The 19,517-nt window shown below is 70.9% G+C and carries 20 protein-coding genes and 1 pseudogene; 7 read left to right on the top strand and 14 right to left on the bottom strand.

The window, feature by feature from the left end; translation table 11 throughout:
• Window positions 1-69: 69 nt before the first annotated feature.
• The 5 genes from GGR64_RS02815 to GGR64_RS02795 all read left to right on the top strand — a co-directional run bounded on the left by GGR64_RS02815 (window position 70) and on the right by GGR64_RS02795 (window position 3,696).
• Entirely contained in the window at window positions 70-525 is a 456-nt protein-coding gene (locus GGR64_RS02815; RefSeq protein WP_184449179.1) for a PA2169 family four-helix-bundle protein, read from the top strand.
• A gap of 92 nt (window positions 526-617) precedes the next feature.
• Window positions 618-1,289, top strand: coding sequence for a 2'-5' RNA ligase family protein (locus GGR64_RS02810; RefSeq protein WP_260302637.1), 672 nt, complete (start codon window positions 618-620; stop codon window positions 1,287-1,289).
• Window positions 1,286-1,885 (top strand): hypothetical protein, encoded by a 600-nt coding sequence (locus GGR64_RS02805; RefSeq protein WP_184643809.1) that lies wholly within the window; start codon window positions 1,286-1,288, stop codon window positions 1,883-1,885. Before GGR64_RS02810 ends, GGR64_RS02805 begins: the two co-directional genes overlap by 4 nt.
• A 78-nt stretch (window positions 1,886-1,963) precedes the next feature.
• A complete protein-coding gene (locus tag GGR64_RS02800) occupies window positions 1,964-2,149 on the top strand; it encodes an oxidoreductase-like domain-containing protein (protein ID WP_017908246.1) in 186 nt (61 codons plus the stop codon).
• Between the two features lie 122 nt (window positions 2,150-2,271).
• On the top strand, window positions 2,272-3,696 hold the full coding sequence (locus GGR64_RS02795) for a virulence factor family protein (protein ID WP_184643807.1): 1,425 nt from the start codon (window positions 2,272-2,274) through the stop codon (window positions 3,694-3,696).
• A gap of 340 nt (window positions 3,697-4,036) precedes the next feature.
• On the opposite strand, the gene mprF is transcribed toward GGR64_RS02795, so the two are convergent.
• Window positions 4,037-6,604, bottom strand: a complete 2,568-nt coding sequence (mprF, locus tag GGR64_RS02790) for a bifunctional lysylphosphatidylglycerol flippase/synthetase MprF (protein ID WP_184643805.1) — start codon at window positions 6,602-6,604, stop codon at window positions 4,037-4,039.
• Window positions 6,605-7,098: 494 nt separating this feature from the next.
• On the opposite strand from mprF, the gene GGR64_RS02785 reads away from it, so the two are divergent.
• Together GGR64_RS02785 and GGR64_RS02780 are read left to right on the top strand one after the other, a co-directional pair.
• Window positions 7,099-7,791, top strand: coding sequence for a DUF998 domain-containing protein (locus tag GGR64_RS02785; protein ID WP_184643803.1), 693 nt, complete (start codon window positions 7,099-7,101; stop codon window positions 7,789-7,791).
• Window positions 7,788-8,132: a RidA family protein gene (locus GGR64_RS02780; protein WP_010342343.1), complete on the top strand. Its 345-nt coding sequence runs from the start codon at window positions 7,788-7,790 to the stop codon at window positions 8,130-8,132. Before GGR64_RS02785 ends, GGR64_RS02780 begins: the two co-directional genes overlap by 4 nt.
• A 217-nt stretch (window positions 8,133-8,349) precedes the next feature.
• Here GGR64_RS02780 and GGR64_RS02775 read toward each other — a convergent pair whose 3' ends face one another.
• From GGR64_RS02775 to GGR64_RS02715, 13 genes and pseudogenes are all read right to left on the bottom strand, one after another.
• The gene (locus GGR64_RS02775; RefSeq protein WP_184643801.1) at window positions 8,350-9,426 is read right to left on the bottom strand and encodes a cyclopropane-fatty-acyl-phospholipid synthase family protein; all 1,077 of its coding nucleotides are present in this window, start codon (window positions 9,424-9,426) and stop codon (window positions 8,350-8,352) included.
• 21 nt (window positions 9,427-9,447) lie between these two features.
• Window positions 9,448-10,230 (bottom strand): DUF1295 domain-containing protein, encoded by a 783-nt coding sequence (locus GGR64_RS02770; RefSeq protein WP_167087520.1) that lies wholly within the window; start codon window positions 10,228-10,230, stop codon window positions 9,448-9,450.
• Window positions 10,227-10,772: a DUF2878 domain-containing protein gene (locus GGR64_RS02765; RefSeq protein WP_184643799.1), complete on the bottom strand. Its 546-nt coding sequence runs from the start codon at window positions 10,770-10,772 to the stop codon at window positions 10,227-10,229. The genes GGR64_RS02770 and GGR64_RS02765 overlap by 4 nt, the downstream gene beginning before the upstream one ends.
• Window positions 10,769-12,025: a cyclopropane-fatty-acyl-phospholipid synthase family protein gene (locus GGR64_RS02760; RefSeq protein WP_184644273.1), complete on the bottom strand. Its 1,257-nt coding sequence runs from the start codon at window positions 12,023-12,025 to the stop codon at window positions 10,769-10,771. The genes GGR64_RS02765 and GGR64_RS02760 overlap by 4 nt, the downstream gene beginning before the upstream one ends.
• A gap of 53 nt (window positions 12,026-12,078) precedes the next feature.
• Window positions 12,079-12,858, bottom strand: a pseudogene (locus tag GGR64_RS02755) (DUF1365 domain-containing protein); the annotation flags it as partial.
• An 86-nt stretch (window positions 12,859-12,944) separates the two neighbouring features.
• A complete protein-coding gene (locus tag GGR64_RS02750) occupies window positions 12,945-14,198 on the bottom strand; it encodes an FAD-dependent oxidoreductase (protein ID WP_184643795.1) in 1,254 nt (417 codons plus the stop codon).
• Complete coding sequence (locus GGR64_RS02745; RefSeq protein WP_184643793.1) at window positions 14,195-15,172, bottom strand: acyl-CoA desaturase; 978 nt, start codon at window positions 15,170-15,172, stop codon at window positions 14,195-14,197. Before GGR64_RS02745 ends, GGR64_RS02750 begins: the two co-directional genes overlap by 4 nt.
• A 490-nt stretch (window positions 15,173-15,662) precedes the next feature.
• A complete protein-coding gene (locus GGR64_RS02740) occupies window positions 15,663-16,451 on the bottom strand; it encodes an anti-sigma factor (protein ID WP_184643791.1) in 789 nt (262 codons plus the stop codon).
• Complete coding sequence (locus GGR64_RS02735; RefSeq protein WP_160968252.1) at window positions 16,448-17,005, bottom strand: sigma-70 family RNA polymerase sigma factor; 558 nt, start codon at window positions 17,003-17,005, stop codon at window positions 16,448-16,450. Before GGR64_RS02735 ends, GGR64_RS02740 begins: the two co-directional genes overlap by 4 nt.
• Before the next feature lie 58 nt (window positions 17,006-17,063).
• A complete protein-coding gene (locus GGR64_RS02730) occupies window positions 17,064-17,435 on the bottom strand; it encodes a DUF4345 domain-containing protein (protein WP_160968254.1) in 372 nt (123 codons plus the stop codon).
• Between the two features lie 88 nt (window positions 17,436-17,523).
• Window positions 17,524-18,312, bottom strand: a complete 789-nt coding sequence (locus tag GGR64_RS02725; protein WP_184643789.1) for a hypothetical protein — start codon at window positions 18,310-18,312, stop codon at window positions 17,524-17,526.
• A 91-nt stretch (window positions 18,313-18,403) separates the two neighbouring features.
• The gene (gene rnfB / locus GGR64_RS02720; RefSeq protein ID WP_326520298.1) at window positions 18,404-18,838 is read right to left on the bottom strand and encodes an Rnf electron transport complex subunit RnfB; all 435 of its coding nucleotides are present in this window, start codon (window positions 18,836-18,838) and stop codon (window positions 18,404-18,406) included.
• An 81-nt stretch (window positions 18,839-18,919) separates the two neighbouring features.
• The gene (locus tag GGR64_RS02715) at window positions 18,920-19,516 is read right to left on the bottom strand and encodes a hypothetical protein (protein WP_184643787.1); all 597 of its coding nucleotides are present in this window, start codon (window positions 19,514-19,516) and stop codon (window positions 18,920-18,922) included.
• Window position 19,517 lies beyond the last annotated feature (1 nt).

The following is a 19,517-nucleotide window of genomic DNA, read 5'->3' as shown; positions in this document are numbered from 1 at the left end:
GTGCGATATCCAGGTTCACCCCCGTGTGCCCGTTGCGCGATATCGCTGGCCTCGCCACAGGAGTTCCCCATGAGCATTCAGAGCAAGACCACCCACAGCCTCAACGACCTCATCGCCATTTCCCGCGACGGCAAGGACTTCTACGAAGAAGCCGCGAAGAAGGTGGGCGACGCCGAGCTCTCCGCGCTGTTCCTGCGCATCGCCGGCGTCAAGTCGGACATCGTCAGCAGCCTGAGTGCGGTGGTGCAGTCGGTCGGCGGCAAGCCGGAAGACCACGGCACCATGGTCGGCAGCATGCAGCAGATGTACGGCAAGGTCCGTGCCGCGCTGGGCGACACCAAGTACGGCTACGTCGCCGAGCTGGAAGAGTCCGAGGATCGCCTGCTGAAGGCCTTCAACGAGACCATTGCCGATGCCGATACCCCGGTCGCCGCGCGCGACGCCGCCACCCGCCTGCTGCCGGAAGTGCGCGCCTGCCACGACGTGATGCGCACCCGCAAGCACGCGATGAAGAACGCGGCGTAATCGCCGCCTGCCGCCGACCCGGAGCGCCGCCATCGCGGCGCTGGCCGGGTCGGCGTGCCGATGGTCTGCAGCGGTAGGGCGTGCTTGCTACCATGCACGCTCGACCGCTGCCCGACCCGATTGCGGAGTTTGCCGCTTCCGCCATGTATCCCGATGCCGCGCCTGCCGGCGCCCAGTTCTCGCTCGGTTTCGACGCGCCCGCCGCGCGCGAAAGCCTGTTCTTCGCCTTGTTGCCGGACGCGCAGACGGCGCAGGCGGTGCATCGCCTTGGTCGGCAGCTTTGCCACGAGCACGGATTGCAGGGACGCGCGCTGCCGCCGGAGCGGCTGCATGTGACCTTGCACTATCTCGGCGAATACGCCGGGATCCCGCCACGCTTGCTAGAGCAGGCCTGCGCTGCGGGACAGGCGCTTGCGGCCGCACCATTCGCAATGGCGTTCGATCAGGCGTTGACCTTCGATAGCCGTGCGCGCAGCCGACCGCTGGTGCTGCGCGGCGAGGGCGAGCCCGCGCCGCTGCTGGCCCTGCGCCAAGCGCTGCAACAGCTGTTGGTTCGGCACGGTGTGGCGCCGCGCGCCGACGGCGCCTATCTGCCGCACATGACCCTGGCCTATGTCGACCAGGCGCTGGCCCCGCAGCGCGTGTCGGCGTTGCCCTGGCAGGCGGGGTCGCTGAGTCTGATCCGCAGCGTGCAGGGCCAGGGACGCTATCTGCACGAAGCCAACTGGCCGTTGCGCGCCGACCTTGCGCAGCGCGACGCATGAACGCGGCGCCGCTCACGCTGCCCGATGCGCAATGGGCGCAACTGCGGGCCGCCTACGCCGAGCCGCCGCGGGCGTATCACCATTTCGGCCACGTCGAGGCAGTGCTGGCGCATTACGCCGAGGTCGCTGTCGACAGCGGCTGGCAGCAGCCGCGCGAGGTCTACCTGGCCGTCCTCTATCACGATGCGGTGTACCGCGCTGGCCGCGGCGACAACGAAGCGCAGTCCGCGCGCCTGGCCGAGGCGGCGATCGCGCAGTGGCTGCCGGACGCCGGCGTGGATGTGGCGCGGGTGGCTGCGCTGATCGAACTCACCGCGCGTCATGGGCAATTGACCACGGCGTCGGTGGATGCGGACGCGGCGCTGTTCCTGGATTGCGACATGGCGATCCTCGGCGCTACGCCCGAGGCCTTTGCCGCCTACGACCGCGCCATTGCCGAGGAGTACCGCGGGGTAGTGCCGGGCTGGTTGTACCGGCGCAAGCGCCGCGCCTTCCTGCGTACCGTGCTGGCGCAGCCGCGCATCTTCCTCAGCGAGCGGTTCCACACGCGCTACGACGCGGCCGCGCGCGCCAACCTGCGCCAGGCCGTCGCCTGACGGAGTAGTGACCGCGGCCAGCACCGCCTTCTTCTACACTGCCGCGCCGGTCCGCCCCGGCCGCTGCCACGGAGCCTCATGTCCGACCCTGCCGCCAACGCCGATCCCCGCCCGCAGGCGCCGCTGCCGCCCGGTCCCAGCGACTGCTGCGATAGCGGCTGCCCGTTGTGCGTCTACGACCTCTACCACGAGGAACTGGAGCGCTATCGGCAGGCACTGGCGGCCTGGCGGCTGCGCCATCCCGGTGCCGACGCGGACGCCTGACGGCCCGCCGATGCAGGGCGATGGCCCAGGTCCGGCGTACCTGGCATGAACCGCAGGGCGCGCCGCGCTTCGCGTCGCCGCCGTTCGGGATTATCTTTAACGCGCCTTTTCAGGATGGCTGGATGATGCAGAAGCGTGGCGGTTGGATGTGGGGATGTGCATTGGGCGGACTGCTCGCGGCCGGCGTCGCCGGCGCAGCACCTGGCGCTGCGGCCGCTGCCGCACCGCGTGCCGGCGCACCGGCCGCGGCGCCGGAAAAGCTCAGCCACGGCCGCTTCGAGCAGGTGCCGGTGCTGTTGCCCAAGGGCAACGCACAGCGCGTGGTGCTGTGGTTCGCCGGCGGCAAGCACGCCGACGCCGAGCGCACGCGCCAGATCGAGGCGCTGCGCGACGATGGCGCGATGGTCGCGGTGATCGACAGCGCGCACCTGCAGGCGGTACTGGCCAAGATCGACGGCACCTGCGGCTTCTCCGCCGGCGACGTGGAGAACTTCTCGCGCTACGTGCAGGCCTATTTCCACGTGCCGACCTACCACCTGCCGTTGCTGGTCGGCGATGGCGATGGCGCCGCGCTGGCCTACGCGGTCGCCGCGCAGGCGCCCAAGCATCTGCTGGCGGGCCTGCTGACCGAGGATTTCTGCCCGGTGCAGGTGCTGGACGACCAGATCTGCGGCGCCGGCATCACCGCGCCGGCGCGTGCGTTGAAGCCGACCGCGCTGCCGGTGCCGTGGCTGGCGGCGCTCGACGCCAAGAGCCGCCGCGACCGCTGCACCCAGCAGAGCGACGCGTTCGTGCAGAAGGTGGCGCAGGCGCGGCAGTTCCGCCGCAGCGCCAGCGGCGATGCGTTGCCTGGGCTGCGCGCGGCGGTGCGTTCGCTGGGCGATCGGCCCGGCGTCAGCCTGCCGCCGACGCCGGCCGACCTGGCCGGGCTGCCGGTGGTCGACGTGCCGGCCGCCTCGGGCGCGGGCGATGCCGACAACGGCAACGTGTTCGCGATCTTCGTCTCCGGCGACGGCGGCTGGGCCGGGCTCGACCAGCAGGTCGCCGGCGCCCTGGCCAAGGCCGGCATCCCGGTGGTGGGCGTGGATTCGCTGCGCTACTTCTGGAGCGAGCGCACGCCGCAGGGCTTCGCTACCGACCTGGACCGCATCTACCGCCACTACAGCCACCTGTGGCAGCGCGGGCGCGTGGTGCTGATCGGCTTCTCGCAGGGCGCCGACGTGCTGCCGGCGGCCTACAACCAATTGCCGGAAGCGATGCGCGACCAGGTGCAGCTCACCGCCTTGCTATCGGTGGGCAAGACCGCCGACTACGAGTTCCACGTGTCCAACTGGATCAGCTCCGGCGACGACGGCCTGCCGATCGCCCCGGAAGTGGCGAAGATGCCGCCGGCGCAGACCCTGTGCATCTACGGCGAGGACGACGACGACGCGCTGTGCCCGGACCTGCCCAAGGGCGGTCCGCAACTGGTCAAGCTGCCCGGCGACCATCATTTCCAGGGCGATTACGCCACGCTGGCCAAGCAGATCCTGCAGCGGATTCAGTAGAAGCCGGGATTGGGGGGGCGGGATTGGGGATTGGTGGGCTGGTTCGCCGGTGCGGATTTGCCTGCTCGCGTCGTCGTAGGAGCGGCTTCAGCCGCGACGCGGACCACTGAAACATCGGTCCTGCAAGGCGGCGAGCGTGGCTGGCCGCCGCCGGGCGCTCCATGGCGGCCGTACCCTCACCCCAACCCCTCTCCCGGTGGGAGAGGGGCTTTGCTCTTCCTTCTCCCTGTGGGAGAAGGTGCCCCGCAGGGGCGGATGAGGGCGCGGCGCGCAGCTTCGCAATGCCCCTGCAAACGGGGGCGCCGCGCCAATCCCCAATCCCGACTCCGCAATCCCCGCCTCACTCCGGCTTGCGCGGATCCAGCGAGATCAACCGGGTCACATCCAACAGAGCAGCAGGCAGGTGCATGCCGCCGGGGGCGGCGAGGTAGCGGGTGCGCCAGGTGGGGGCGAACTTGGACTTGAAGCGGCGCAGGCCGGTGAAGCCGTAGAAGCGTTCGCCGTGGCGCACGATCAGGTTGCCGAAGCGGTTCCAGCGGCCGGCCAGGCGGTGCTGGGCCAGGCCCGACAGCGGCGCCATGCCCAGCGAGAAGCGCTTGTAGCCCTGGTCGCGGCCCCACAGGAACAGCTCGATGAACAGGAAATCCATGGTGCCCTTCGGCGCGTCGGCGATGTGCCGCATCAGGTCCACCGACAGCTCGTGCCCGGCCGGGGCCTGCCACAGGTTGGCGAAGGCCACGACCTTGCCCTCGAACTCCACCACCGCGATCGGGAAGCGGCGCAGGTAGGCCGGGTCGAAGCTGCCCAGCGAGAAGCCCTTCTCGGCGCCGGCCTTGTCTTCCAGCCACTGCTGCGAGACCTCGGCCAGCACCGGCATCAGCGCGTCCACCGCCTCGGTTTCGACGATGCGGAAGCTCAGCCCGCTACGCTTGCCGCGGTTCCAGGCCTGGCGCAGGTCGGCGCGGTCGCGGCCCTCCAGGTGGAAACCCTCCAGCGACACCATCGCTTCCTCGCCGAGCTTGACCAGGGTCAGGCCCAGGTCCAGGTAGGTCTGCCAGTGCTGCTCGCCGACCTGGTAGAACACCGGGCGCAGGCCCATGCGGTCGGCTTCCTCGCGGAAGCGCCAGATCAGCGCGCGGGCCACCTCCGGTGCGCCGACCGGGTCGCCCATCGCCACCAGCGAGCCGCCGTAGCGCTGCATCATCACGAAACCGGGGCCGTCCTCGGCCTGCAGCAGGGCCTTGTCGCCGGTCAGCACCAGGCAGGCCTGGGTGTCGGTGGCCTCGGCCAGCACCGGCGCCAGCGCGTCCAGCTGCACGCCATCGGCCGGCGGCAACGGCGAGCGGGTGCTGTGCAGCAGCCGCGCCAGCCCGAATACCACCACCGCCACGCTGACCAGCAGCACCGCGCGCAGCGCGCGCGGCGCATTGGCCGAGGTGGCGAACTCCCACCACAGTTCGTTCTGGTATTCGACGTGGCTGTAGACGAAGAACAGCAGCCAGATCGTGGCGATCAGCACCAGGCCGAGATTGCGCAACCACGGCCACGACCAGGCCTCGTCGAGCAGCGCGCCCTCGCGATAGAACTCGCGGCGCGCGCCCCACAGGCCGACCGCCACCACCAGCGAGGACAGCGCCACCGAGACGTGGCCGCCGCGCAGCCAGGCCGGCAACGGCAGCAGCACGCAGATGCCGATCGCCAGGACCCAGGCCGCATGGCTGCGCCGCTGCAGGCCCTGGCCGATCAGCAGCAGCACCACGCCGCCGAGGCTGGCCAGCAGGTGCGAGGTTTCCATGATCGACAGCGGCGCCATGTCCTGGCGGCGCTTGGGGGTGGGCAGGGTGCCGTCGATGACCAGCGCCGCGCCGACCGCGAACACCGCCAACGCGATGATCTGCGGCAGCCACGGGCGCAGCGTGCGCCAGGCCACGCGCACCCCGCCGGCGCCGGCGACCAGCGGCCGGCGCAGGCCGGACAGCGAGGCCATCAGCACCGACAGCAGCAGCGGCACCACGTAGTAGGTGATGCGGTAGATCAGCGCCGCCGCCAGCACCGCCGCCGGCGCCACGCCGGGCAGCAGCTTGAGCAGGCTCCATTCGAACACGCCCAGGCCGGCCGGTACGGTCGAGACCAGGCCCGCCACCACCGCGACCAGGTACAGGCCGACGAAGCCGATGTACTCGATCCCCGATTCGTTGGGCAGCAGCACGTAGAACGCGGCGCTGGCCAGGCCCAGCTCGACCACGCTCAGCGCGGTCACGCCCAGGGTGGTGCGCCGGTCCGGCAGCCACAACTCATGGTTGCGCCAACGCAGGGTGCGGCCGTCGCGGCCGGCCAACAGCAGCATCGTGGCGAAGCCCGCCAGCAGGGCGATGCCGATCACCCGCACCGCGGTGGCGCCGACCGGCAGCGCCAGCGCCGCCGCGGCCGGCTCCAGGGTCAGGGCCAGCGCCAGCAGCAGCCAGGCGCCGAACACGAAGCCGAGCGTGCTCATCAGCACCACCTGGCCGATCTCGGCCAGGCTCAGCCCGACCCGGCCGTAGCCGCGCAGGCGCACCGCGCCGCCGGTCAGCGCGGCGAAGCCCAGGGTCTGCCCGACCGCATGCGCCAGGAACGCGGTGATGCTGATCCGCATCGGATGCAGCTTGCGCCCGCTGCGGCGCAGGCCGACGGCATCGAAGCCGATCAGGCAGGCATAGCTGCTCAGGCCCAGCAACAGCGTCAGCACGATCTGGCTGAGGCTCAGCTGGTTGAAGGCGTGACGGATCGCACTGTAGCCGTGGGTACTGAACTCCGTGGCCAGCGCATGCAGCGCCAGGGCCAGGATCGCCAGGCTGGCCAGCACCGGCAGCGCACGGCGCCAGCCGGGAGTGGGCGCGGGAGCGGAAGAGGGCGCGGCGTCGGTCATTGCGGGCGGGCGGCAAGGCGCCACGACACGCGGCACGCGATGCGCGACGGGGCCGGAGCGGAACTGCAGGCGGAACGAAGAGCGGAACGAAGAGAGGCCATCGCGATACCGGTTGGGTGAGAGCGTGTAAGGAACATGGAGAAGGCTATGGACAGGTGGTTACGACGCGGTGTGTGAGGTGCCGGAGCAAGGCGGGTTGCCCCAGCCTGTCGCGCAACCCCTCGATGCACGCAACGTGCCACGTCCCGACAGCGGAGCGAAGCCGGCCCTGCGCGGGTTGGCTTGGTGGCATCCCTGGCCGCGTGTCGCAGCGCATACCGATCCCTCCATCACCATGCCGCTCCTCTCACCGTGTATCACGCGCTCTAGGCTATACCGGCCACGCCGGCGACGCGCATGATAGTGGAATCGTACGTCGCCACGGCGTCGGGGCCGCGGCAGGGGCCATGGCCGGCGCTTGCGGCGATGGTCTGTGTTGGGTTCCGGAGCCTGTCATGCCGTTGTCCGCATCTCCCTTTCCCGCGCCGCCGCGCTGGACGCGCCTGGCCGGTGCCGCGGCGCTGCTGCTGGCGCTGCTGTTCCTCGGCGTGGCGATGGCGTTGCAGGTCGTGCGCGCCGATCTGCATTGGCAGCAGGCCACGCTCAGCCAGTACCTGCATGGCCCTGGCGGCTTGGTGCTGCGCACCGTCTACGCTTTGCTGGCCGCCGGCGTGATGGCGTTGGCAGCCGGCTTGTATGCGCAGGCGCCGCCACGCGCGCGCAGCGGCGCGCCCGTGCTGCTGTTCGGCTGTGCGGCGCTGGGGTTATGCGGGGTCGCAGTCGGCGACAGCTACCTGCCGCAGCGCGCACCGCTGCTGGCGCCGCTGGTGCACGGGCTATCCGCGCAGACCGCGTTCCTGTGCGTGACCACGGCGATGCTGTTGCAAAGTGCCTGGCTGCGCCGGCAGCAGGCGTGGCAGCGCCGTGCCGGGCCGTTGTTGCTGCTGGCGGTGCTGGCGTTCGTGGCCTTGTGGGTGCATGTGCTGTGGCGCGCGCCGCCGCGCGGGCTGACCCAGAAGCTGGCGATCGTGCTGATCCTGGCCTGGCTGCTGCCGGTGGCGTATCGCCTGTGGCGGCCGGCGCCTGCAGCCGCGGCGCAATCGCGCGACAATGGCGCGGTCTTCCCACTACAGGACAGCGCATCATGATCCAGCGTTTCGATACCGGCCCGCGGATGTCGGAAATGACCGTGCACAACGGCGTGGCCTACCTGGCCGGGCAAATCGCCGAGGACACCAGCGCCGACATCGCCGGCCAGACCCGCGAGGTGCTGGCGGCGATCGATCGGCTGCTGGCGCTCGCCGCCACCGACAAGAGCCGGATCCTGCGCGCCGAGATCTACATGACCGACCTGGCCGAGTTCGCCGAAATGAACAAGGTCTGGGAAGAATGGGTCAGCCCGGGCAACACCCCGGCCCGCGCCACCGTGCAGGCCAAGCTGGCCGACCCGGCCTGGAAGATCGAGATCGTCATTACGGCGGCCGCTTGAGCGGCCGGGAGTGGTGATTGGGGATTGGGGATTCGTCTTGCCGCCACGACGTCGCTCGCGTATCCCTTGATCTTGGTAGGAGCGGCTTCAGCCGCGACAGGCATCACCGGTAACGCCCCTCGCGGCTGAAGCCGCTCCTACGCGTAGACGATCAGGCGGCAGCAAGCCGCCTTGCCAATCCCCAATCCCCACTCCCCAATCCCGGCGCCTCAGCGCCTCAGCGCCTCACAAACCGGTAATGCGCCACGCCCCACTGCTGGCCCTGTTCGTAGCCGAACAGTTCCGCGCAGGCCATCCAGAACATGCGCCAGCGTTGCCACCAGATCTTGGCGTCGGCGCCGTAGGTGGCCTGCAGCACCGGCATCAGCGCATCGCGATGGCGGTCCTGGTTGTGCAGCCAGGCGTTGGCGGTCTTCTCGTAGTGCTGGCCGGACAGGAGCCAGCGGCGTTCGATCGCCAGGTCGTCCTGGAACTGCAGCAGGGTGTCGGCCGCCGGCATCAAGCCGCCGGTGAAGAAGTGCCGGCCCATCCAGTTGTCCTCGCCCTGCACCTCGAACGGGTAGGCCAGGTCGCGATGGCAGAAGATGTGCACGAACAGCCGTCCGCCCGGCACCAGCCAGTGGCTGACCCGCTTGAGCAGTTCGCGGTAGTTGCGCATGTGCTCGAACATCTCGATCGAGACCACGCGGTCGTAGCTCTCGGTGGGCAGGGTCAGGGTGTTGGCGTCGTGGGTGATGACCTTGACGTTGCTCAGTCCGCGTGCGCGGCACTGCGCTTCGATGTGTTCGCGTTGCGGCCGCGAGTTGGACACCGCGGTGATGCGCGCGCCGGGGAAATGCTCGGCCATCCACAAGGTCAGCGAGCCCCAGCCGCAGCCCAGTTCGAGGATGCGCTGGCGGTCGCGCAACTGCGCGCGTTCGGCATAGAGCTGCAGCATGCGTTCTTCGGCCGCGTCCAGATCCGGCGTGGTCGCATCCCAGTAGCAACTGCTGTACTTCAGCCGCTTGCCCAGGCACAGCTCGAAGAAACGCGGCGGCACTTCGTAGTGCTGGCGGTTGGCCGCGTCGGTCTCGATCGCGATGGCGCTCTCGCGCAGCGATTCGATCAGCAGGCGCTGGCGTTCCCAGGCCGCGTCGGCGCCGCCGTCGCGCTCGTCGCGCAGGCGCTGCGTGCACAGCCGGCGCATCGCCGCGCGCAGCACGGCGTCGGGCAGCAGGCCGGATTCGGCCAGGCGCGTGGCCAGCGGCTCGGCCGGCGCGGCGGGAGGGGAAGACGTGGCGAAGGTGCTGGACATCGGCGGATCTCCTGACGCGGCTCAGTGCCGCGGCGGCATGGGGAAGAAGGCGCTGGTGCTGCGCTGGTAGTCGGCGTAGTCGCGGCCGCGCGAGCGCAGGGCCTGCTGTTCGGTGTAGGGAATGCCGGTGACCCGGTACAGGAAGGCGAACATCAGCGCCGGCCCCAGCGCAGCCACGCCGACCCACAGCGCGCCGCTGCCCACCGCCAGGAACACATAGGCGAACCAGTGCACGAATTCGAAGAAGTAGTTCGGATGCCGCGAATAGCGCCACAGGCCTTGGCGACAGGTCTTGCCCTTGTTCGCCGGGTCGGCGCGGAACGCGGCCAGTTGCCGGTCGGCCAGGCTTTCCCCGCCCACCGCGATCAGCCAGGTCGCCACCGCCAGGGTGGTCCACACGCTCCACTGCGGCTGCGGATTGTGCGCGGCCACCGACAGCGGCACCGCGAACGCAAGCACTACCAGCGCCTGGCCGAGGAAGAACGCCAGGAACTTGCGCTGGTCGCCGCGCCAGTGCTCGCGCAGGGCGCGATAGCGGCCATCCTCGTGGGCATCGCCGAACACGCGCACGCCCAGGTGCCAGGCCAGGCGCGCGCCCCATAGTCCACCCAGCACCGCGGTCAGCACGCGCGGCAGCAGCGCGCCGTCGGCACGCCAGGCGCAGTACACCGCGGTCAGCGCCATGCACGCCGACCACAGCACGTCGACCACGCCGGCGTTGCGGGTCTGCCGCTGCCAGGCCCAGCCGGCGAGCATGACCAGCACGGTGAACACGCCCACATGCAACAGCGGCCAGGCGTTCATCGCGTCGCTCCGGTTGCCGACAGCGCCGGCGTTGCGGCGCTCAGGCGCCGCGTGGCCAGGCTCAGCAGGGTCAGTGCCGCGGCCCAGCCGAGGGCCAGCGCCAGCAGCGCCTGCGGCAATGGCTGCACCAGCGTCACCGCTTGCCAGCCGCGTGCGGCCAGCACATAGCCCAACGGGCCGGCAGTGGCGCCGAACAGCGCTGCGCGCCAGGGATGGCGCATCACCCAGGCCAGCGAATGCTGGAAGGTCAGCGCGAAGCCGGCCCACAGCGCCAGGATCCACAGCGGCGGCCACGGCGATGGCGGCGCGGCGGCGTAGCGCACCCAGTCGCCGGCGCGCATGGCGGCATCGACACCGGCGCCCAGCGGCAGCGCCAGTGCGATCAGCGCGGCGTCGCCGCGGGCACGGCGGTGCGGCCACAACTGGTACAGCGCGAACAGCGCCAGCGCCGCCGGGCCGGCCCAGGCCAGCCCGTGCGCGGCGCCGACCACCGCGGCCAGCCACAGCCCTTGCAGGGCGAGGTAGTTGATCAGGTTGCTCATGCGTCGCCCGCCAGCGCCGGCGCGAACTGCGCCGGCCGCGCCCGCGGCTTGCTCAGCCACAGGTGCACGTCGCCGATCGAGCGCTCCAGGAAGCCGCCTTCGCAGTAGGCCAGGTAGAACTCCCACATGCGGATGAAACGTTCGTCGTAGCCGAGCGCGCGCACCTGCGGCAACTTGGCCATGAAGCGCTCGCGCCAGGCGCGCAGGGTCAGCGCGTAGCTGGGGCCGATGTCTTCCAGGTTGAACAGGCGCAGGTCGCTGGCGCGGCCGATCGCGCCGGTCATCGCCGCCACCGAGGGAATGAAGCTGCCCGGGAAGATGTGGCGCTTGATGAAGTCCACCGACTTGAGCGCCTGCGCGTAGCGATGATCCTCGATGGTGATGGCCTGGATCAGCGCCTGGCCGTCGTCCTTGAGCAGGCTGCCGACCTTGCCGAAGTAGGTGTCCAGGTACTGGTGGCCGATCGCCTCGATCATCTCGATCGAGACCAGGCGGTCGTAGCGGCCGTCGAGATCGCGGTAGTCGCGCAGCAGCACCTCGACCCGGTCCGACAGCCCGGCGACGGCGATGCGCTGTCGGGCCAGTTCGTACTGCTCGCGCGAGATGGTGGTGGTGGTGACGCGGCAGCCGTGGTGCTTGGCGGCATATAGCGCGAAGCCACCCCAACCGGTGCCGATCTCGACCAGGTGGTGGTGCGGCTGCAGGTCGAGCTTGGCGCAGATGCGCTGCAGCTTGCGTTCGGCCGCGCGCTCCAGCGCAGCCTCGCCCAAGGCGGCGTCGGCGTCGCGAAAGATCGCCGAGGAGTACATCAGGTTGCGATCCAGGAACAGTTCGAACAACTGGTTGCCCAGGTCGTAGTGCGCGGCGATGTTGCGGCGGCTGCCGGCGCGGGTGTTGCGCGCGAACGCGTGCAGGCCACGCATCGCCAGGCCGCCGAGCCGGGCCAGACCGGTTTCCATCGCGTCCAGGCGGTCGCGGTTGCGTACCAGCAGGCGCACCAGCGCGACCAGGTCGTCGCAGTCCCACAGCCCCTCCATGTACGCCTCGCCGACGCCGACGCTGCCGTTGAGCGCGGCCTGGCGGTAGAAGCGCGGGTCGTGGATGCGCAGGTGCGCCTGCAGCGCGTCGGCGCCGGCGCTGGCATCGCCCAGCGTGGTCAGCGTGCCGGCCTCCTCGATGCGCAACTGGCCCTCGCGCAGCCCATCCAGCGTGGCGAGCAGGCGCTGCCGCAGCAGGCGATCGAGACCGCGCATCGGGGCGGCGGCTGGGGTCAGCGCGGCGGCGGAAGAGGGCGCATGCGGAGCGTTCATCGGCGTTCTCGCGGAAGGGAATGGTCGGGATGGTCGTGCACCGGGTTGCCACGCAGCCACAGCCGCAGCGCCTGCCAGTGGATCTTGGCCATGACCTGCAGGGTCATCGCCGGATAGCGCAGCAGCGCCTGCGCCAGGCTGGCGCCGTCGAGGGCGCGGCGCTCGAGCACCAGGGTGGCGTCGAAGCGCCGCCGCGTCGTCGCCGGCGTGGGATCGAGCACGTCCATGTGCACGCGCAGTTGCGCGCCGGGCTCGCTGAAGCGCCAGGCGTAGGTGTGCGCCATCGCCATGAACGGCGAGACGTGGAAGCGCTTGGCGAAGCGCCAGGCGTGCGTGGCGCCGTGACTGCGCGCTTCTGCCATCGGCAGCACGTAGGCGTGGCGTTGCCGCCACGGCGTGTTGGTGATCTCGGCGACGATGCTGTGCAGCCGCTGCTGCGCATCGTGGCAGTAGTAGAACGTGACCGGATTGAAGCAGTGGCCGAAGTAGCGCAGGTGGGTGAGCATGCGCACCGGGCCGAGCGGGCGCTCGCCGGTGTGCTGCTGCACACGGTCGCGCACCGCCTCGTCCAGCGGCTGCGCGGGGTCGCCCAGATAGTCGCTGCGGCGGAACTCGGCCACGTTGCGCCGGTTCACCGACCACAGCCAGCGCCGCGCGAACACCTGCTCCAGTTCGTCCAGGTCCAGGTACAGCAGGAACAGCGGATAACGGAACGCCAGCGCCTTGGGCGCATAGCGGCGATGCCGCACCCACCCGGTGTACACCGCGCTGTGCAGGCCATGCAAGGTCGTGCCCGCCGCCGCCGACGTTGTCGAGACGGCGCCAGCCGGCGGGGCGGGCACGGCAGCACGGTGCATCGAGGTCATGACCAGGGTACCCCCAGTGCCGCGGCCACGTCGACCGCGCTGCGCAGGCCGTCCTCGTGGAAACCGAAGCCCCAGCCGGCACCGGCGAACCAGGTGTTGCGCTGGCCTTGGATCTCGCCCTTGCGTGCCTGCGCCGCCACCGACGCCTGGGTCTGCAGCGGATGGCGGTAGCGCATGCGCCGCAGCACCTTGGCCGGATCGATCGCGTCGCTGCGGTTGAGGCTGACGATGAACGGCTGCGGCGCCTGCAGCGACTGCAGGGCGTTCATCCAGTAGCTGACCGTGCACGGCGCGTCCGGATCGGCCGGCACGTGCGCGTTCCACGCGGCCCAGGCGCGGCGGTCGCGCGGCAGCACGCGCGCGTCGGTGTGCAGCACGGTCTCGTTGTCCTGGTAGCCGATCGCGCCGAGGATCTCGGTTTCGGCCTCGCTGGGATCGGTGAGCAGGCGCAGCGCGTCGTCGGCATGGCAGGCCAGCACCGCATGGTCGTATTGCTGGGTGTCGGCATCGCAGGCGATCGCGACGCTGCCGTGCGCGGTCCGCTGCAGCGCGCGCACCGGCGTGCCCAGCCGCTCGCGCACCCGCCAGCGGCTGCGCAGCGCACGCACATAGCTGTTGGAGCCGCCGCGCACCACCTGCCACTGCGGACGGCCGCTGACCTGCAGCATGTGGTGGTTGGCCATGAAGCCGATCAGCTGGCGCATCGGGAAGTCGAGGATCTGCTGCGAGGGCGAGGACCACAGCGCCGACGCCATCGGCACCAGGTGCGCGTCGCGGAATACCTCGGAGTAGCCGTGGCGCTGCAGGAACTCGCCGAGGGTCAGTTGCGCCAGGGTGGCGTCGTGCAGCGCCTGCGGCGCCTCCCGGTAGAACCGCCGGAGGTCGCGCAGCATGCGCCAGAAGCGCGGCGACAGCAGGTTGCGGCGCTGGCTAAACAGCCCATCGAGCGTGCCGGCGTTGTACTCCAGTCCGGTGCGTTCCTCGTGCACCGAGAAACTCATCGTGGTCGGCTGCGACGCCACCCCGAGCCGCGCGAACAGCGCGCTCAGCAGCGGGTAGTGCTGTGGATTGAACACGATGAAGCCGCTGTCCACCGCGTACTCCACGCCGTCCAGTTCGATCGCATGGGTATGGGTATGGCCGCCGAGATAATCGGCCGCTTCGTACAGCGTCACCTCGTGACGCTGCGACAGCAGCCACGCCGCGCCGAGGCCGGCGATCCCCGAGCCCACCACCGCGATCCGGCTCATCGAGTCCGCGCCTGTGCGCGCACCAGCCCGGCCGGCACCGGCTTGAGCTCGCGGATCACGCGGGTCCACGACAGCGCCTTCAGCCCATACCAGGTCAGGTCCAGTTCCCACCAGCGGAAACCCTGGCGTGCGGCACCGGGGAAGAAATGATGGTTGTTGTGCCAGCCTTCGCCGAAGGTCAGCAGCGCCAGCCACAGGTTGTTGCGGCTGTCGTCGCGGGTGTCGAAGCGGCGGCTGCCGAAGCGGTGCGCCAGCGAGTTGATGGTGAAGGTGGCATGGAACAGCGCCACGGTGGAGACGAAGAAGCCCCACACCAACAACTGCGGGCCATCGGTGCCGAGCTGCGGCACGTGCTGCTGCAGCCACCCGCCGAGCAGGAACAGCGCCAGCGCCAGCAGCACCGGCAGCAGCAGGTCGAAGCGGTCGAGGAAGCGCAGTTCGGGGAAGCGGCGCAGGTCCGGGATCGCTTCCCAATCGGTGCGGAAACCGCGCGGGGTCAGGAACCAGCCGCTATGGCTCCACCAGAAGCCGTGCTGGCGCGGCGAATGCGGATCGGCCGGCGTATCGGTGTGGCGATGATGGTTGCGGTGGTGCGCCGCCCACCACAGCGGCCCGCGTTGCACGCAGGTGGCGCCGATCGCGGCGAACAGGAACTGCACCGGGCGCGAGGTCTTGAACGCGCGGTGGGCGAAATAGCGGTGGTAGAAGCCGGTGAGCGCGAACATGCGCACCGCGTACATCGCCACGGCCATGCCGACGGCGAACCACGACACGCCGACCCAGAACACGCCCAGGCACGCCAGGTGCAGGCCGATGTAGGGCGCGGCGCGCAGCCAGTCGATACGGTCGGCGCGCGCCGGATCCAGCTCGATCTCGGCGCTGGTGTCGAACCAGCGCCGCAAGGTGCGCAGGATGCGGCCAGGCGGCGCGGGCGGGGGTGAGGCAGGGCGGGGTTCCGGAACGGGACTCGGCACAAGCGCGTCTCATTGGGGGACTTGGGGAGCGATACGGGCAAAACCGGAAGACGGATGCACCCGCGTCGCATTTCCCCTGCACAGCTGCTTGCGAGGCATGGCGGCCACGACAGCGCAGCGCAGGCGTGGCGCGAATCGGAAGATCTTGGCTGTCGTGCGGATGCGCGACGGCGGCGTCGATGCTGACGGCAGACGAGTGGTGGGCGGGTGAATGCGCGCCGGGTTCTTTCAGGTGAGAACGGCACAGCCTACGCGTGGCACGGCTTCTCCGCGGCGGTGCAAGGCGCCTGGAGCGCCGAGGCGTTATTGCCCCTCTCCCATCGGGAGAGGGGTTGGGGTGAGGGTACGGAGCGAAGCGCTCGCGGAATCAGGTCCACGAGGCTTCGCCTGTACCCTCATCCGCCCCTTCGGGGCACCTTCCCCCGAAAAGGGGGCCATGGTCCCGAGGGGAGAAGGGAAATCCATGCCCTGATGGGAGAAGGGGAATTGTCTACGGCGCCAGTTGCAAGGTGCTGATGCCGCCCTTGGCCACGACCGGGCCGGTGGCCACACCGCCGGGCGCGCCGCCGGGCGGTTCCATGGTCACTGCCAGCACGGCGCCGTCGCTGAGCAAGGGCATCAACGCATCGGGAATGCGTGCCACGCGCGCCTTGGCCTCGTCGAACACGCCCATCGAGCGCGCCTTGCCGTCGGCCGGGATCAGCCACAGCTCAGGCACGCGGGCGTTGTCGCGGTTGCCGCCCAGCGGGGTGAGGGTGATGCTGCGCTTGTCGGCGTCCATCAGCGCCACATAGCCGGGCTTGCCGTCGTCCTGCATCAGCGTGGAGGTCATCGCGATGCCGCTGGGCTTGGGCGTGGTGGTGGCGACCGGCGGCGGCTGCGTAGCCGGCGGCGGCACCGGCGCGCGCGCCAGCAGCAGCGCCAGCAGGCAGGCGGTGGCGGTGGCGAAGCCGCCGGCGCTGAGCCAGCGCCAGGTCCGCACGCTGTCCCAGAACCCGGGTGCGGCAGGGCGCGCGCGCGGCGCCAGCGCATCCAGGCCCAGCGAGGCGCGTATGCGCACCCACACGCGTTCGGGTACCTCCACCGGGGCGATCTCGTCGGCCAGTGGCATCAGGTGCTGTTGCCACTGCAGCACCGCTGCGGCGAACTCGCGGTCGCTGTCGATGCGCGCCTCGGCGGCACGGCGCTCCTGCGCGTCGAGCACGCCGAGCACGTACTCGCCGGCCAGCACGTCGCGCGGCGGCGGGGTTTCCTGCGGATCGGGCACGGAGGCGTTCATCGTTCCAGGCACGCTTTCAGTTTGGCCAGGCCGCGGCGGATCCAGCTCTTGACCGTGCCCAGCGGCGTGCCGCTGCGCTGGGCCAGTTCCTCATAGGTGATGCCTTCGAAGAACGCGGTGCGGATCAGCTCGCCGCGCGGCGGCTCCAGTTCGCCCATGCACACGTCCAGGCGTCGGCCGGCCACCCGCCACTCGGTGTCGGCGAGCGGATCGCGGCCTTCGTCCTGCAGCTCGCCGGCGTCGTCCAGCGCCACCGACTGCCGCGCAGGCGCGCGTGCGCGCAGATAATCGATGGCCTTGTTGCGGGCGATCATGGTCAGCCAGGTGAGGCCGCGTGCGCGCTGCGGATCGAATTGCGCGGCCTTGCGCCAGACCGCGGAGAACACTTCCTGCAACACGTCCTCGGCTTCGCCGCGCTGCGGCACGATGCGCAGGCACACGCCGAACAGGCGCGAGGAGGTGGTGCGGTACAGGCGTTCGAACGCAGCGCTGTCGCCGGTGGCGGTGGCGACCAGCAATTGTCCTGCTTCGTCGTGATCGGGCGACTCGGTCATGCCTGGAGACGGTGGCGAAGGTCGGCGCGATGCTACAGGCTTTCGCCGCGGCCGTCGCTCAGGCGCGCTGGCGTCGCCACAGGACGACTGCGGCGAGCAGCAGGACGATCTCGAACGCGGCCAGCCCGGTCGTGGTCGGGCCCACCGGCCACAGCCGCAACAGGCTGGCACTGCGGTAGAGCACGATGGGGACGTAGAAGGCCAGCGCCAGGAGCAGGCCGGTGCGCAGTTGCCCGGTGCGGGCGAAGTAGCCGAACAGGAAGGCCATGCCCAGTTGCAGGCCGCCGTAGATGACCAGGTATTCGGACTGGCCGGAGCGGTCCAGGCCGACATAGCCCACCGCCGCGGCGGTTTGCGCCGGCAGCAGCGTGCACCAGACTGCCAGCAGCGCGTACAGCGCAGCGTTGAACCACAGGTAGGCCTTGGCCATGAGGTGTCCTCGTCGATGCGCGGGCGATGCGCAGGCATGGTTGTAGCGGGTGCGGCAGGGGCCCGCGTGAATGCGCTGGTGGCGCGGCTCAGCGCGCGCTGCATTGCGCGACCAGGGGGTGCTGCAGCGCCTGCTCCCACGCGCCGGCGTCGGCCTGGCCGCGCAGGCGTTCGGGAAACTCGATGCGCACGCTCGGGTAGCGGCCGCGTGCGTCGCGGATGTTGCCGACGCCGCGGAACTCCAGCAGGCGCCGGTCCTTGCGCGTGTAGGCGACGCTGAGGTCGGGCAGCAGCGTGCCGTACCAGGCGGCCAGGCTCAGCGTGTAGCGCTGCACCTCGGCATCGGCCGGGCCGGGGGTGATGCGGAAGTCGAGCGTGCGCAGTTCGCTGGGCAGCACGAAGGCGATGCGCTGCGGCGCGCCGCTGCCCAGGCTGTCCCAGCGCTGGCGCAGGTAGGCGTCGAAGCCGGCGTCGATCACCTGCGCCTCGGCGCTCTTCGGCAGCGGCGCACGGCGTTCGGCCTGGCCCTTGGCCTGGCTGAACATCTCGCGCCCGCTGCCGCTGCGGCGCACGCCCTCGCGGTAGCCGCTGCGCGCATCGACCAGTTCGAAGTCCGGCGCGGCGCTGCCGTCGTCCACGCGCTTGCGCGCGAACGCGGCGCCGTCCGCGCACTGGTACAGCACCAGGCGCGCGCCATCCTCGCGCACCCAGTGGCTTTCGCGGTACAGCACCTGTTTGCCGTCTGCGGCATAGGCGATGCCCTCGTAGTGCAGCATCGCCCGCGCCGGCGTGGCGGCGACCAGGGCGGCGCTGCCCAGAGCCAGGGCCAGCGGCAGGGACGGTCGGGTGAACGGGAAGGCGGCGGTCGACGTCGGCATGCACGGCGCTCCGGTGGGATGACACCAGGACATACGCGGCGGGTGTCGATCCGGATGCGCCCGCCGTGGCGGCCGCGCTGCAGCGGCGGTCTCAGCGCAGGACGATGCAGTCCACCGGGCAGGCCGGCAGGCACAGCGCGCAACCGGTGCACAAGGGCGCCAGTACCGTGTGCATGTGCTTGGCGCCGCCGACGATGGCGTCGACCGGGCAAGCCTGGATGCACTTGGTGCAGCCGATGCAGTCGGCCTCGACCACCCACGCCACCTGCGGCGGCGCGTGCGTGCCGCGGCTGCGGTCGTAGGGCAGGGCGGGGACCCCGAGCACCCGCGCCAGGGCGCGCGCGCCGGCATCGCCGCCGGGCGGGCAGCGGTCCACCTGCGCCGTGCCGGCTGCCATCGCCTCGGCGTAGGGACGGCAGCCGTCGAACCCGCACTGGCCGCATTGGGTCTGTGGCAGCAGGCGATCGAGGCGTTCGAGCAGGGTGTCGTGGGCGGGCGTCATGACGGAGGCGGCGCGGCAGCGCACGGCGTGGAGCAGGGGCGAAGAAGCGGAAACGCCGGCGTGGCTGGCCGGCACAGTGTAGCGCGGCGTCGTCGCGGCCCGACCCTAGCGCGCGCTGCTGGTGTTGATCACGACCTGGACCGCGGTGCCCGGTTCCAACGCGGCGGGCGCGGCCTGCGCACGGTCCAGCACGATTCGCACCGGCTGCCGCCGCACGCGCGGGACATGGTTGCCGGCCTGCGCGGCCGTGTCGAGCGCCGTGTCCGCGTCCGCGCCGGCACTGATCGCCTGCACGTGGCCAATCCAGGCGATGTCGGCAGCGTCGGCCAGGCGCACCTGCGCGGCCTGGCCGGCCCGGATCGCCGGCAGCACGTCCTCGCGGAACCGGGCGATCACTACGGTCGGGTCGTCCGTGGGCGCACGCGTGGAGACGGCGGCCGGCGCGCCGGGCATGGCGCCACCGGGGCGCGGCGCCGGCATCGCCACCCAGGCGTCGTCGCTGCGCGCCGCGGGGTGGATGCGCCAGCCCCACACGCTGACGGCGAATGCGATGCCGAGCGGGATCGCCAGCGCCACGATCGACAAGGCGACGACCGCGCTGCGGTCGCGCGGTGGCGTCGCCTCGGCGTCGCTGCGTGCCGCGGAGGCGGCCACGCGCTGCGTCGCGGGCGGCAGGGGCGGCGGTGTCTGGCGCAGCGTCATC

The organism is Xanthomonas sp. 3307 (assembly GCF_014199735.1).
GTDB classification, from domain to species: domain Bacteria; phylum Pseudomonadota; class Gammaproteobacteria; order Xanthomonadales; family Xanthomonadaceae; genus Xanthomonas_A; species Xanthomonas_A rydalmerensis.
Note: the sequence above shows the minus strand (reverse complement) of the source record. Positions and strands in the feature narration are given on the sequence as shown.